The sequence below is a fragment of the Pseudomonas sp. FSO-7 genome, assembly GCF_059579345.1.
In genome coordinates this window covers 4,072,524-4,085,321 of the sequence record NZ_CM184193.1, presented here as the reverse complement: position 1 = coordinate 4,085,321, position 12,798 = coordinate 4,072,524, and the positions used below count along the sequence as shown (strand labels likewise).

General features: G+C 60.1%; 16 protein-coding genes. All 16 read left to right on the top strand.

The annotated features are described in order from the left end of the window. Nucleotides 1-523: 523 nt before the first annotated feature. The 16 genes from AC515T_RS17645 to AC515T_RS17570 all read left to right on the top strand — a co-directional run bounded on the left by AC515T_RS17645 (nt 524) and on the right by AC515T_RS17570 (nt 12,796). Nucleotides 524-814 (top strand): DUF3077 domain-containing protein, encoded by a 291-nt coding sequence (locus AC515T_RS17645; RefSeq protein ID WP_496529389.1) that lies wholly within the window; start codon nt 524-526, stop codon nt 812-814. 289 nt (nt 815-1,103) lie between these two features. Then, on the top strand, nt 1,104-1,367 hold the full coding sequence (locus AC515T_RS17640) for a flagellar biosynthetic protein FliQ (RefSeq protein ID WP_013693081.1): 264 nt from the start codon (nt 1,104-1,106) through the stop codon (nt 1,365-1,367). 22 nt (nt 1,368-1,389) lie between these two features. Continuing rightward, complete coding sequence (locus AC515T_RS17635) at nt 1,390-2,133, top strand: flagellar biosynthetic protein FliR (RefSeq protein ID WP_496529388.1); 744 nt, start codon at nt 1,390-1,392, stop codon at nt 2,131-2,133. Continuing rightward, complete coding sequence (locus tag AC515T_RS17630; protein ID WP_027912328.1) at nt 2,130-3,203, top strand: EscU/YscU/HrcU family type III secretion system export apparatus switch protein; 1,074 nt, start codon at nt 2,130-2,132, stop codon at nt 3,201-3,203. The genes AC515T_RS17635 and AC515T_RS17630 overlap by 4 nt, the downstream gene beginning before the upstream one ends. Beyond that, nucleotides 3,200-5,284, top strand: a complete 2,085-nt coding sequence (locus AC515T_RS17625; RefSeq protein ID WP_496529387.1) for a flagellar biosynthesis protein FlhA — start codon at nt 3,200-3,202, stop codon at nt 5,282-5,284. The genes AC515T_RS17630 and AC515T_RS17625 overlap by 4 nt, the downstream gene beginning before the upstream one ends. Beyond that, nucleotides 5,281-5,991 carry a flagellar hook-basal body protein gene (locus AC515T_RS17620; protein ID WP_496529386.1) on the top strand — a complete coding sequence of 237 codons (711 nt, stop codon included), beginning with the start codon at nt 5,281-5,283 and terminating at the stop codon, nt 5,989-5,991. The genes AC515T_RS17625 and AC515T_RS17620 overlap by 4 nt, the downstream gene beginning before the upstream one ends. 15 nt (nt 5,992-6,006) lie before the next feature. Beyond that, nucleotides 6,007-6,780, top strand: coding sequence for a flagellar hook-basal body protein (locus tag AC515T_RS17615; RefSeq protein WP_310662845.1), 774 nt, complete (start codon nt 6,007-6,009; stop codon nt 6,778-6,780). A gap of 5 nt (nt 6,781-6,785) precedes the next feature. Then, complete coding sequence (gene flgA, locus AC515T_RS17610) at nt 6,786-7,487, top strand: flagellar basal body P-ring formation chaperone FlgA (RefSeq protein ID WP_496529385.1); 702 nt, start codon at nt 6,786-6,788, stop codon at nt 7,485-7,487. Beyond that, a complete protein-coding gene (locus AC515T_RS17605) occupies nt 7,474-8,052 on the top strand; it encodes a flagellar basal body L-ring protein FlgH (RefSeq protein ID WP_212801029.1) in 579 nt (192 codons plus the stop codon). Before flgA ends, AC515T_RS17605 begins: the two co-directional genes overlap by 14 nt. Continuing rightward, entirely contained in the window at nt 8,049-9,158 is a 1,110-nt protein-coding gene (locus AC515T_RS17600) for a flagellar basal body P-ring protein FlgI (RefSeq protein ID WP_496529384.1), read from the top strand. Before AC515T_RS17605 ends, AC515T_RS17600 begins: the two co-directional genes overlap by 4 nt. Nucleotides 9,159-9,167: 9 nt before the next feature. Next, nucleotides 9,168-9,545 (top strand): hypothetical protein, encoded by a 378-nt coding sequence (locus AC515T_RS17595; protein ID WP_212801027.1) that lies wholly within the window; start codon nt 9,168-9,170, stop codon nt 9,543-9,545. 2 nt (nt 9,546-9,547) lie between these two features. After that, nucleotides 9,548-9,943, top strand: a complete 396-nt coding sequence (locus AC515T_RS17590; RefSeq protein WP_013693091.1) for a flagellar basal body rod protein FlgC — start codon at nt 9,548-9,550, stop codon at nt 9,941-9,943. A gap of 1 nt (nt 9,944) precedes the next feature. Next, nucleotides 9,945-10,250, top strand: coding sequence for a flagellar hook-basal body complex protein FliE (gene fliE, locus AC515T_RS17585; RefSeq protein ID WP_496529383.1), 306 nt, complete (start codon nt 9,945-9,947; stop codon nt 10,248-10,250). A 3-nt stretch (nt 10,251-10,253) separates the two neighbouring features. Next, nucleotides 10,254-11,630, top strand: a complete 1,377-nt coding sequence (gene fliF, locus AC515T_RS17580) for a flagellar basal-body MS-ring/collar protein FliF (protein WP_496529382.1) — start codon at nt 10,254-10,256, stop codon at nt 11,628-11,630. A 1-nt stretch (nt 11,631) separates the two neighbouring features. Continuing rightward, complete coding sequence (locus tag AC515T_RS17575) at nt 11,632-12,084, top strand: hypothetical protein (protein ID WP_496533209.1); 453 nt, start codon at nt 11,632-11,634, stop codon at nt 12,082-12,084. Then, a complete protein-coding gene (locus AC515T_RS17570; RefSeq protein ID WP_496529381.1) occupies nt 12,071-12,796 on the top strand; it encodes a FliH/SctL family protein in 726 nt (241 codons plus the stop codon). The genes AC515T_RS17575 and AC515T_RS17570 overlap by 14 nt, the downstream gene beginning before the upstream one ends. Nucleotides 12,797-12,798: the final 2 nt, after the last annotated feature.

Genomic DNA, 12,798 nt, shown 5'->3' with positions numbered 1-12,798 from the left:
TTGTTGTACCTCTGCTCACAACGCGCGCTCAAGTCTCTCCAAGGTTCTTCGAGAATTTGAGTTGCGTCCGCAAAACGTGTCTGTCCCGGAGGGATCTGCGCGCATCGGGTCCTCACGTAGGAAACTTCTGAAAATCCCACCAAAAGCACTATTCTGCCCCTAAGCCTCTCGCCGGAGGTTTTCTGTCGCGTTACGCTCTGGATGTCGCTGCACATTCAGCGACCGGGCTTGGTAACCCGGTGGAATAAGGCGTAACAGTGCACAGACAGGATTGCAGGCTTTCAGGCCTGCGATTTTGTTTTATGGCAGCTGTGCGTGGGACGTCTTCTGACGTGCCGGTTTCCTTGATTCCCCGGTTTACCAACCTGCGCACAGCTGCCACCCATTCGCTTGGTAACGGATGCGGCAGCTCTTCGAATCAAGGGAGTTGAACAATGCATATCAATAGATCAAGAAAACGGCCTCATCTGCTCCGCCGCTCTGTATCGCGGTCCTGCTGCATCTCAGTCAGTGGAGATCGCAAATGACCGAACGAGCAGAAGCAAAAACCATCGGCTACACCCCATTCCATTATTGCTCCGATCGTCCGCTGTTCCGTGTTAATGGCGGTGTCCCGTTGAATGAAGCGTTGCAACAAGCATCAGATCTCTTGCATCTCGCCTACCGACTTGCAGAGGACGCAACCTTCGAAAGGAAAACGGACCGCCATGCCTGGGCCGCTCACTATTTAATGGAGATGAGCAAAGCTGTGATTGACGATGTAGTGAAAGTCATGACGGTTAGACCTGAGGGATCAAAACACTCCAATAGCTAACGACTCACCGAGACAGCAAACATTCGAGTCGCCGGAACGGGTAAAAAACGGGGTAGAACACGATTATGGGGCGGACCGATTACAGGAACTCAGTCGTGGTCTGTCCCCGGTTCTCTTCCCGGGGTTTCCCTCGATATCCAAGCCGCCACCACCATTCGTCCCCACCCCGTAACATCCTGTTGCATCCCCTGACACTATATAGCTACCATGGCAAAACAATGGCGATCTGCCATTTAGGCTATAGCGCGCCCAAGGCGCACCTTAGGATCTAGTCCAGTTGGGGTTATGGATGACGCAGGATTTCATGCTCTACGCGCTCAAAGAAGCGCTGCTGACCTCGGCGATGGTGGCTGCTCCGTTACTTCTGGCCATCCTGATCGTTGGCCTTTTAGTCAGCATCCTGCAAGTCGCGACCCAGATCCAGGAAATGACCCTGACCTTCATCCCCAAGCTGATCGTGACCGTCGTCATGCTGCTGGTTTTTGGTGGCTGGATGTTGACGGTCCTCAAACAATTCGCACTCAGTGCATTAACTCAGGCCGCTAGCTTCTAGCCGCGTTTTTTGGTGTGAGTGTGTGCTGACGTCCTTCTTCCTCAATGCGCTTCTCGTGTCGGTCAGGTTGATTCCGCTCGTGGTGGTTTCGCCGATCCTGTTTTTTTCGCGCATTCCATTGACCGTCCGGTTGATCCTGGCATTGGCGTTGTCCGCCGTGTTGGTCGGCAGCGTGACGCTCACCCAGGCCCCCGTCTTCACGCTGCCGGTGGTGTTGGGCGAGTTGTTGCTGGGTGTATTGATGGCGTTCGGTTTTCATGCCGCCCATGCCGGTGTCGATATGGCCGGCAAGTTGATCGACACTCAAATCGGCTTGAATGCCGCGGGCGTCTTTGACCCGGGTACTTCCAACATGACTGGTTTGATGGCTGATTTACTCAGCTGGTCGTTGGGAGCGCTGTTTGTCGTGCTCAATTTGCATCACGACTTGCTCAGGGTGTTCGCTCAGTTGCTGGTGGCGGTTCCGCCCGGCAGTGTGTCGCTGACCACGTTGTCCGTGTCTTTGGCGACGGTCATGACGCAGCAGTTTTTGCTGGCGTTCATGATTGTCGTGCCGGTGATCCTCGGGTTGTGGCTGATCGATGTGGCGTTTGCGTTTTTGTCCCGTTCCATGCCCCAGGCCAATGTCTATTTCCTGTCCTTGCCCCTCAAGTTGGGCGTGGGCATGTTCATTTTTATCCTGACCTTGCCGATGATCGTCCAGCGTTTGCCGCTGCTGATTGAAAACGCCTTGCGGTTTGCCCTGTCGCCGGCGGGTGTTCAATGAGCGATCAGCAGGACAAGAGCGAAGAGGCCACGCCCTACAAACTCGAAGAGGCCCGCAAGAAAGGGCAGGTGCCTCGCAGCCCCGATCTGTTGTCCTTCATCATGTTGTTGACGTTCCTGATGGTTTTTTCGGCCATTGCTTATCCCTTGGCGAGTGTCATTGCCGCTCACACCCACTGGTGGCTGGGCAATGCCGGGCAATTGGGGCAAGGCTTTGGTTACCTGGGCGAGCAGGGCGGCTATAGCCTGCGACAGGTGGTGTACGGGTTGTTGCCGTTGATTGGTGCGCTGGTGTTGATGGCGATCCTGACGAATCTGCTGTTCAGCGGTCCGGTGTTTTCAATGACGGCCTTGAAGCCCGACTTCAAGCGACTCCATCCGATCCAGGGCCTCAAGAAACTCTTTTCGCGACGCATGTTCGTCGAGCTGATCAAGGTGCTGGTCAAGGGCGCGCTGTTTTCGTTGGTCTTGTATTACCTGTTCCAAAGCGTGCTGCCGCAGCTGTTGGGCATGGCGACGATATCGCCCCTGGAGTTGCCCCAGGCCGGCAAGCAATTGCTGATGCAGTTGGGCTTTACTGTGCTGGCGGTGATGGCCGCAGCGGCGCTGTTTGATATCTGGTATTCGCGACGCGAGTTTGGGCGGCAGATGCGCATGAGTCGTCGGGAAACCAAGGATGAACATCGCCGCCGCGAGGGCGATCCTGAAGTGCGCGCCAAGCGCAAAGGCATCCAGCAGGCGCTGCTGAAAAAGGCTGCCGCGCTGGGCCAAGTCAAGGATGCTGACGTCATCATCACCAACCCGACGCATTACGCGGTGGCTTTGCAGTATCGGCCGTCCAGCATGCTCGCACCCAAGGTGCTGGCTATGGGGCGTGGCTTGCATGCACGGCGTATCTGTCATGTTGCGCGGAAGCACCAGGTGCCGATTTTGCGTCGTCCGCCCTTGGCGCGGGCGCTGCACGCCCTGGCGCGGGTCGATTCGGCGATTCCGGATTCGACTCAGGCCGATGTCGCGCGTATCTATCGCTGGGTGATCGCGCTGCCAGGCAATAAGGTGCTTGCGCCATGAAGCCACTGTTGTCGCGCCTGCTTTCCGAGGGCAGCGATCTGCTGCTGGCCGTGGCGGTCATTGGCATTTTGCTGGTGTTGTTCACGCCTATTCCAACATGGTTGTTGGATCTGCTGTTGCTGACCAACTTTGCCGTCGCGCTGATGGTGCTGCTGGTGACGTTCGACATCAATAAGCCGTTGAGCTTCTCGACCTTTCCGTCGCTGTTGTTGATGACCACATTGTTTCGCCTGGCCCTGAATATCTCCGCGACGCGGCTGATCCTCACCGATGGCGATGCCGGGCTGGTCATCGCGGCGGTGGGCACCCACGTGGTGGGCGGCAACTATGTGATCGGCTTTGTGATTTTCCTGATCCTGGTGGTGGTGCAATACGTGGTGGTCACCAGCGGTGCCCAGCGCGTGGCCGAGGTCGCCGCTCGTTTCACCCTGGATTCGTTGCCGGGTAAGCAGATGAGCATCGATGCTGACCTGAACATGGGCATCATCGACCAGGAAGAAGCCAAGCGCCGGCGCAGCCAGTTGGAGCGTGAGTCGAACTTCTATGGAGCCATGGATGGCGCCTCCAAGTTCGTCAAGGGCGACGCGATTGCCGGCATCGTGATCATCGCGATCAACATCATCGGCGGCCTCTCGGTCGGCATTCTGCAAAAGGGCCAGAGCTGGGGCGATGCGTTGCATCACTACACGTTGCTGACGGTTGGCGACGGCATTGTGACGCAGATTCCGTCGCTGATTATCGCCGTGGCGGCGGGCATCATCATCACCCGCGCCGCGACCGATGCTCGGCTGGGGCCAGAGCTGGGGCGCCAGGTGTCGGCTTATCCCAAGACCCTGGTGGTGGTGGCGCTGGTCACGCTGTTCCTGGCGATGATGCCAGGGTTGCCCTTGGTTCCACTGATGATGCTGTTTTGCGCGTTTGCCGCGGCGGCGTGGTTTTCCTACCGCAAGTTACGGGGCAAGGCCAACGCAGGCGAGGGCCCGGAGCAGGACCTGCTGTCCGGGCAAGACAGCGAATCCAGCGACGTCTACGCATTGATGAACACCGATGCGTTTGAACTGCGTTTGAGTGCCGACCTCGCGGCTCACGTCCTCGCCGCTACCAGCACCTTGAGCCTGCGCATCGAAAACCTGCGCAAGCAGTTCGCTAAGGATTATGGCTTTGCCTTGCCATCGCTCAACGTGCACGCCGACAAGAAGCTGGCCAACGGCACCTACCAGGTCTGTGTACAGGGCGCGGTGATTGCCGCGGGCGAGTTGGAGTTCGATAAGTTACTGGCGATCAACCCCGGCGGCGCAACGCTGGTGCTCGAAGGGCGGGCCACCAAGGAACCTACCTACGGGCTCAAGGCGCTCTGGATCGAAGTGGCGCAACGGGCCCAGGCGCGCACGGCGGGGTACACCCTGGTCGAGCCCGACACCGTGTTGCTGACCCATTTGTCCGAGCTGGCCCGCCGCTATGCGCCGGAGTTTCTGACCCGTGCCGAGACCGAGCGACTGATCGAGAAAAAACGCGCGGGCTTGGGCAGCCTGGTGGATGAACTGGTACCTCAGGTCCTCAGCTACTCGGACATCCAGCGGGTGCTGCAACTGTTGCTGCGCGAGCAGGTGTCTATCCGCAATCTTGAGACGATTCTCGAAGTGCTGGTGGATGCGGGACGCAGCAACAAGAACGCCGAAGACCTTGCCGAGCGGGTGCGTGAGCGCCTGGGGGCGGCCCTGTATGAGCGTCTGGTGGATAAGAACGGCGAGCTCAACGTGTTGACGATCGCACCGCAACTGGAAGGCTACATGCTGGCGGCCTCGCGTCCTCGCGAAGGCCTGCAATCGGCGTTGTTGCCGGCCCAGGAACTGGAGCGTTTCGTCACCACCGTCGCCCGGGAAGCCGAACGGCAACTCAGTGGCAACAAGCAGCCGGTGCTGTTGTGCGCGGCACCGTTGCGCCGGGTCTTGCGGGCCTTCATGTCGCGTGCGGTGCCGCACATGGCGGTGTTGTCGGTCAATGAGGTGGGGCAGCACGCCCGCGTCACCTCGGCGGGCATGATTGACCTGCCCGGTTTCCCCAGCCTGGAGTCCCCATGAGCGATTTGATCATGCAACTGGCTGGGGTTATCCAGCGTGATATCGACAATCTGAAAGCGGTGTCGCAGAACGTCGCCAACGCCAATACCGTTGGCTACAAGGCCGAGCGCACCTTCAACGTCATGGCTTCCAACGTGGCCGGCCCTGGTGTCGCCGGCGGGCTGGATGACATCCAGGCGCAGACCTGGATCAGCACCGACGGCGGTGCGTTGCAACACACCGGGCGGGCCACGGACCTGGCGCTGGCGGGGGATGCCTGGTTTGCGATCAAGACACCGGGCGGCGTGTTGTTGAGTCGCGATGGCCGTTTCCAGGTCGACAAGGCCGGTTATCTGGTCAGCAGGGCTGGATACCCGGTATTGGCCGACGACGGTCCGCTGCAGGTGGCGGATGGGGTACTCAAGATCGATGAGAGTGGCGAAGTCAGTGTCGATGATCGACCGGTAGGGCGCCTGAGCATTGTCCGCGTGGACAATCCGCAGCAGTTACTCGCCGTTGGCGATGGACTGTATGCGGCCAGTACCGGGATCACCCCCGCCAAAAGTTTCGTGGTGCATCAAGGGCTGTTGGAACGCTCGAATGCGGCCATGGGCACCGACATGGTGAAGATGATGGAAGTGTCGCGGCATGTCGAAACCATGCAGCGAGCGCTGTCGGCCTACGACGGCATGCTCAACAGCGGTATCAACCAAATTGGCAAGAACTGACCAAGGAATGTGCTTGTGATTGACTCATTAAGTATTGCCAGCTCCGGGCTGACCGCGAACCAGGCATGGATCGACAGCATTTCGAACAACGTCGCGAACATGCAGACCATCGGCTACAAGCGCAGCCAGGTGGACTTTCACGACATGGTTCGCGAAGTCGGGACACGCGACGATGGCGGTGGCATGACCGAGAGCCTGCTGACCGGTGCGGGCATCCAGGCTTCGCAGCCGAGCCAGGTCTTCAGCCCAGGCACCGTCCGCGAAAGCGGCAACGCGCTGGACCTGGCCATCCAGGGCGACGGGTTCTTCGAAGTGGCGTTGCCGACGGGTGAGTTGGCGTACACCCGCGCGGGGCGTTTTCACCTCGACAGCGAAGGTCAACTGGCAATGCCGGATGGACAGACGCTGACGGCCGATCTGCGCGTACCGCCGGACGCACGCAACCTGGTGATCAAGCAGAACGGGGAGGTCCAGGCGACCATCACCGAGACTGGCGAGATCATCAGCGTTGGTCAGGTGCAACTGGCGAAGTTCGCCAGCGCCGAAGCATTGAGCAAACTCAGCGACGGCCTCTATCGACCGACACAGGCCAGCGGCGAAGCCATTTATGCCGAGCCGGGTCGGGATGGTCAGGGCGTGTTGCTGCAAGGCTATGTCGAGATGTCCAACGTCAACCTGATCGACGAAATGAGCGGGCTGGTGCTGGCCCAACGTGCCTACCAGATGAATGCGCGATTGCTGCAAGCCAGTGATCAGATTCTGGAAACCATCAATAACCTGCGCCGTTGATCCTGATGAATAGCCATTGGTTGGCCGGACTCGGGCTGTGGCTCGCCAGTGCGGGGTATGCCCAAGCGGCGCCCGCTGCCAGTTGCGATGCAGCGGCGGCAAGTCATGCCTTGGACATGGCTACCCAACGTATCCAGACGCAGTTGGCCATGCCTGAGGTTGAGTTGCAGCTCACGCCCATGGGTGAGCTGCCGGCCATGGCGCATCCGCAGATCAGGCTGTTGAGCCAGGGCATTCGCAGCCGGATGTCGGTTGCGTTGAGTGGCACGCTGTGCGGTCACGAGCGGCCCAGCGTGGTGACCGTGTGGTTCAAGGTCCAGGCCTGGAAGCAGGCGTGGGTCTACGGTCGCAATGGGCGTGCCGACCAGGCCGTGGCCGATGCTCAACCGCGCCTGGAGCGGGTGGACCTGGCGGCGGCGCAACTGGCGCTCGGTGATTTACCCAACGACCTTGCAGGGCAGTGGCTGACGCAGTCGGTCAATGCCGGCATGCCGGTGCTCAAGCGTCACCTCAAGGCCGAGCCGTTGGTGTACCGCGATGCGCCGGTGACCGTGGTGGTTTATGGCCCGGGCCTGATGCTGCGCACCGAAGGCAAGGCGCTGCGTCCGGGTGTGTTGGGAGAGCGGGTACCGGTGATGCTGGACGGCGCCGAATCGAGCCTGTTGGCGGTGGTCGCCGGTAAAGGAGAGGTTCATGTGGACCAGTAACGTTCGCAAGGCAGCACTGCTGATGCTGTTGCTGCCGGGTATGGCTGGCGCGCAGAGCCTGATCAACCCCGATGGCTATCGCTCCCTGACCGGGGACCGCCGTGGTTACCATCTGGGCGACACCCTGACGGTGCTGGTGGTGGAGTCGACCACGGCGCAGAGTGCGGCCGGCACCGGGGCCGAGAGCAATACCGACATTTCCGCGCGCACGGGCCTGGACAGCAACACCCATCAAGCGAACCTGGGCTTGAGAGGCGATACCAACGGCAATGGCCAGACCAACCGCAGCGGACAGATTCGTACCAACGTTTCGGTACGGATCATTGAACAACTGCCCGAGGGTTTGTTGCGTGTCAGCGGCGAGCAACGGGTGACGGTCAACGATGAAAAACAGCAGGTGCGGATCACCGGTCTCGTTCGGCCCGATGACATCGCCTACAACAACACGGTGCTTTCCTATCGCCTGGCAGACGCACAAATCGACATCGTCGGTGACGGTGTGGTGACCGACGCGCAGAAGCAGAACATCGTTTTTCGGGTGCTCAAGTGGCTGCGAATCTTATGAAAATAGTTGCTCGACTGCTTGCGGGCCTGCTGCTTGCCCTTTGGCTGCAGCCGACGTTGGCTGATGTGCGGATCAAAGAACTCACACGCATTCAAGGCGTGCGGGACTACTCCATTATCGGCTACGGCTTGGTAGTGGGTTTGGCCGGCACTGGCGATACCGACCGCAATCGGGCCACTCGCCAGTCGTTGGTCAACACCCTGAAGAACTTCAACGTGAATGTCGCTGATGGAGACCTCAATACCCGCAACACGGCGGCGGTGATGGTCACCGGTAACCTGCGTTCATTCAGCGAGTCGGGGGACAAGCTGGACGTCGAGGTCTCTTCCCTGGGCGATGCCCGCAGTCTGCTCGGCGGCACCTTGCTGATGACCCCCCTGTATGGCCCGGACGAAAAACTCTACGCCCTGGCCCAAGGGCCGATGTCGGTGGGCGGGTACGTCTTCGAGGCCAACCAAAATTCCGTGCAGAAGAACCATCCGACCGTGGGGCGCATCCCTCGGGGCGCCAGCGTCGAGCGTTCGGCCTTTTCGGAAAACGACGAGGTCTCGAAAAAACTGGTGCTGATTCTCAATGAGCCGGACTACACCACCGCGCAACGTATCGCCGATGCCTTGAGCCGTGAGTTGGGCGTGCCCGGTGTGCGTGTCGTGCATGCCGCCAAAGTGGAAGTGCCCGTGACCGCCGGCATGACCGTCCCTCGGTTGATTTCGCGGGTGCAGAACGTTTCCGTGGCGCCGGACTACGCCGCCCGGGTGGTGGTCAACGAACGCACCGGCACGGTGGTGGCGGGCGCCAATGTCCGATTGGGCGAGGTGAGCATTTCCCAGGGTTCGCTGAGTGTCGTGATCAGCACCAAGTTCCAGGTATCGCAGCCCTCGTGGGTGGCCCGCACCGGGCCGAGCGTCGGCACGGTGGTTGTACCCGACACCGAGCTGACGGTGAATGAAGAAGAACACGGCCCGGTGAAGTTGGCCGAGGGCGCGACGGTGGGGGATCTGGTGAAAGCCCTCAATCAGGTTCGATTGAGCACCCGAGAAGTCATCACCGTGTTGCAAGCCATCAAACAGGCGGGCGCTTTGCACGCCGAACTCATCGTTCAATAAGGAAGATTGATGTCAACCGATATGAATCTTGCAATAGAGACCGTGCGCTTTGCCATGAGCCTGGAGCAACTGCGGGCGAAGGTCGCGGCGCACAATATCGCCATGGCCAACGTTCCGGGGGGCAAGGCGATGCGCCTCAACGGCTACGAGCCGATGGCCGCCTTGCGCGGTTTGCACAACGACCCTGAGTTGTTCGGCCAGGCCTTGCGTTCGCTGCAGGACAGCGAGCTGACGCCGTATTTGCAAAGCTATACCCCGGGCACGCCATTGGCGCTCGACGGTGAAGTGGCGCAGATGTCCGCCGCGAGCGGTCGCTACCAGGCCTTGGCAGACGGCGTATCACGCCAGTTCGCATTGATGCAGTTGGCTGTCCGGGGAGGTCGCTGAGCATGCCGTTGGACAACATCAGCGAGATCGTTCGCGGGAGCATGGCGTATGAGCGTTCTCGGGCGGAAGTCGCCAGCTACAACCTGGCGATCGCCAACGTGGCAATAGGGCCGGGCGAACGTTCGCCATTGCTCAGCGTATCTCCACCCACCAGCTTTGCCGGCCAACTGGGGTTGCAGCAGCCGCGGGTTCACGCTCAAGCGCGTAGCGACAGCCGCTTGGTCCATGAGCCGAGCCATCCCATGGCTGACCAGAATGGCATGGTGCATTACCCCAACATCGAAGCCGCCAGGGAGATGGCGACCTTGGTCTCGGCCACCCGTGCCTATGAAGCCAATATCCGTTCCTACAACAGCTTGCGTGAAATGACGCTCAAAGCCTTTGAAATTGGAAAGTGACATGACCGCCGCCATTGCGCCTATTGCATTGACCCCCGATCTCTCACCGGCCGCTGCCTTGGCGGACGGGCCGATGGGGCCTCAGGGCACCGACTTTGTCGATTTGCTGAAATCGGGTGCCACTCAACTGAATGCACAAACCGGCCAGGCCAGCCAGATGCTGTCGGCGTATGCACTGGGCGACAACATTGCGCCTCACGATCTGGTCATGGCCATGGAGCAAGCGAAACTGTCGCTGCAGTTGGCCGTGGAGGTGCGCAACCGTCTGGTAGATGCCTACCAGGAACTCACGCGGTTGCAGATCTAAACCATGGAGAATCAACCGGTGTCTTCGTTCCTGGCGGGTCGTACTCGTGTCTTTCTGCTCGGTGCCCTGCTGATTGTCGGCCTGCTGGCCGCGTCGGCGTGGTGGGTGATCCGACCGCAATATGTAGCGTTGTACAGAAACGCCGACGAGGCGTCCCAGGCTCAGATCCTGGCCACATTGAGCCAACGTCACGTGCCCTATCGGATCAATACGCAACAGGGTGCGATTGAAGTTTTGGCCGATCATGCGGCCTCTGCCCGTATGTATCTGGCTGAGGCGGGGATCCCGACCCGTGGCGGTACCGGGTTCGAGTTGTTCGACAAGGCCGACTACGGCATGTCGGAGTTCAGCCAGAAAATCAACTACCAGCGGGCCATGGAAGGGGAACTGGCGCGCACGATCATGAGCATGTCCGAAGTGGAATATGCCCGTGTGCACCTGACGTTCAAGAAAACCAGCCTCTACCAGCAGGCGGAAGAACCGCCCAAGGCGTCGGTGATCGTGCGCCTGCGCTCCTCGGGGACGTTGATGCCGCAGCGGGTCAGGGGGATTCAGCAATTGGTGTCGTCAGCGGTGGAGGGCATGACCCTTGAGCGCGTATCGGTGCTCAACGAAGACGGCCAGGTACTCAGCGCCTCCGATGGCGCAGCGGCGGCACCGGAACACCTGCAATTGACGGCCCAGGTCGAGCAGGTGCTCAAGTTGAAGGCCGAGGAGTTGCTGGCGCGTCCGCTCGGCAATCATGGTGTCGATGTGTCTGTGCGAGTGCTGATGAATTTTGACCGGGTCAAATCCATCAGCGAGCAACCGCTGACGAATAAAATGCGTCGTGAAAAGCGCACGGAATCCACCGAGAATTCCAGTGGCGAGTCCACCAGCAAGCGCTCCCAGAACAATCGGGAAATCGATTATGAGGTGGGTAAGGCACGCGCTGAAACCGAACATGCGACAGGCAAGATCGAGCGCATTACCGTCGGCGTAGTGCTCAGCACACCGGTATCGGACGCGCAAATGAAAGATATCCAGGCGTTGCTTGAAGCGGCTTTGGGGTTGGATCTCAAGCGGGGCGATCGTTTGGTGATGGTGTATATCCCCGATATGCCCGTGCCGGATACGCCTAAGGTGGCCGAGCCCTTGGCGCAACCGGTGCCAGTGAGTAACGCTGAGGTACCTGAGCCAGTCAATGCTGATCTATCGTTGCCATGGACGCGCTGGTTGGGTGTCGGCTTGTTGGCTGCCCTGTCAATCGGTCTGTTGATGCTCTGGGCGAAAGGACGACGCAAGTCTGTTTCCGTGCCCGCCACTGTGCCGCGAATGACATCGGTCGAGCGCGAGCAATTGCTGGTGGACTTGCGCCGCTGGCTGTTGGAGGGGCGCTGACATGGAGTTCTCAGCGCTTCGTAAAGCGGCTATTCGCCTTGCCTGTTCTCATGCCGAAGACCGTGAGTGGATTCTGGCGCGGCTGGAATCCGAGGAGCGTCGCCAGGTCGAGGTGCTGTTGGAGGAGATCAATCTCCTGGGCTTGAACAACGATCCTTCCGTTGTCGCCGGGCTGATGAGCGAGCTGGCGGCAACACCGCCGGCCCCTCGCACGATGCCCGACAACGCGCCGCTCAAGGCCCGGCTTTCGAGAGCGACGCATCCGTTCTGGGGCGCGCTGGTCCTTCAATTGGAAACACCCACTGCACGCCGTGAAGTGTTGGGTGGCCTGGCCAACAGTGCCGAGATCCGTCGTTGGGATAGCAAGTTTGCCAAGCAGGTGTTGCCCCCGGCACTGATGAGTAGTTTGAAAGCCCGGATGGATGCCCAGGAGGCGGGTGATGAGCACGCCTAAGCCGCCCCTGCCGTCGACGGTGTTGCGTCAACCTTCCCAGAACCTGGGGACTCGACGTCTGCCAACCCTGGGTGCCGATATCCGAACGAACACCTTGCCCAATGAACCGCTTCAACCGGACGTGAAGCAGACGTTGCGCGAGACCTTCGCGCTGGAGCTCGCGGAAATTGAGCGGGAGAGTCGTGAGAAGGGGCTATTGGAAGGCAGCAGACAGGCCCGTACACAACTGAGCGAGGCCCTGGCCCATCAAGAGCAGCAATGGCTGAAGAAGGAAGCCTCTTTGCGTACCGCGCTCGAAACGGAACGTCTTCAACTCGCACGATTGGTTGAAGCCTTGGGGGCGCAACAGAAACAGTTGATGGCGGCCATGGAGCCTTCGCTAGGACGGCTCGCGCTGGCAGTGGTCACTCGCTTTTTAGACCTGCATGGTGAAACGCGTCCGTTAATCGCTGACCTGGCGAGGCGCGCCATCGAAGAGTATCAACTGGTTGGTCCCATGCGGATTCGTGTTGCCCGTGGGGACTATGAAACGTTGCTTCGGCTGGCGCCGGATGACGCGCTATTGGCATCGTTTCAGGTCGATCCGCAGGCCTCCCTCGGTAGTTGCCTGATCGACTTCGGCGGTGGTCAGTTGGATGTCGGTGTGCACACGCAACTGGGCAATGTCGCAGCCGTGTTGACCGGGGGAGATGGCCGTGTGGCAGGGGCTTGAGA

Excerpts from the sequence above, each read along its gene's own strand:
- AC515T_RS17600 (WP_496529384.1), top strand. The coding sequence starts at position 8,049 with ATGAAAATAGTTGCTCGACTGCTTGCGGGCCTGCTGCTTGCCCTTTGG.
- AC515T_RS17595 (WP_212801027.1), top strand. The coding sequence starts at position 9,168 with ATGTCAACCGATATGAATCTTGCAATAGAGACCGTGCGCTTTGCCATG.
- AC515T_RS17575 (WP_496533209.1), top strand. The coding sequence starts at position 11,632 with ATGGAGTTCTCAGCGCTTCGTAAAGCGGCTATTCGCCTTGCCTGTTCT.
- AC515T_RS17645 (WP_496529389.1), top strand. The coding sequence starts at position 524 with ATGACCGAACGAGCAGAAGCAAAAACCATCGGCTACACCCCATTCCAT.
- AC515T_RS17620 (WP_496529386.1), top strand. The coding sequence starts at position 5,281 with ATGAGCGATTTGATCATGCAACTGGCTGGGGTTATCCAGCGTGATATC.
- AC515T_RS17570 (WP_496529381.1), top strand. The coding sequence starts at position 12,071 with ATGAGCACGCCTAAGCCGCCCCTGCCGTCGACGGTGTTGCGTCAACCT.
- AC515T_RS17625 (WP_496529387.1), top strand. The coding sequence starts at position 3,200 with ATGAAGCCACTGTTGTCGCGCCTGCTTTCCGAGGGCAGCGATCTGCTG.
- AC515T_RS17630 (WP_027912328.1), top strand. The coding sequence starts at position 2,130 with ATGAGCGATCAGCAGGACAAGAGCGAAGAGGCCACGCCCTACAAACTC.
- fliF (WP_496529382.1), top strand. The coding sequence starts at position 10,254 with ATGGAGAATCAACCGGTGTCTTCGTTCCTGGCGGGTCGTACTCGTGTC.
- fliE (WP_496529383.1), top strand. The coding sequence starts at position 9,945 with ATGACCGCCGCCATTGCGCCTATTGCATTGACCCCCGATCTCTCACCG.
- flgA (WP_496529385.1), top strand. The coding sequence starts at position 6,786 with ATGAATAGCCATTGGTTGGCCGGACTCGGGCTGTGGCTCGCCAGTGCG.
- AC515T_RS17590 (WP_013693091.1), top strand. The coding sequence starts at position 9,548 with ATGCCGTTGGACAACATCAGCGAGATCGTTCGCGGGAGCATGGCGTAT.
- AC515T_RS17605 (WP_212801029.1), top strand. The coding sequence starts at position 7,474 with ATGTGGACCAGTAACGTTCGCAAGGCAGCACTGCTGATGCTGTTGCTG.
- AC515T_RS17640 (WP_013693081.1), top strand. The coding sequence starts at position 1,104 with ATGACGCAGGATTTCATGCTCTACGCGCTCAAAGAAGCGCTGCTGACC.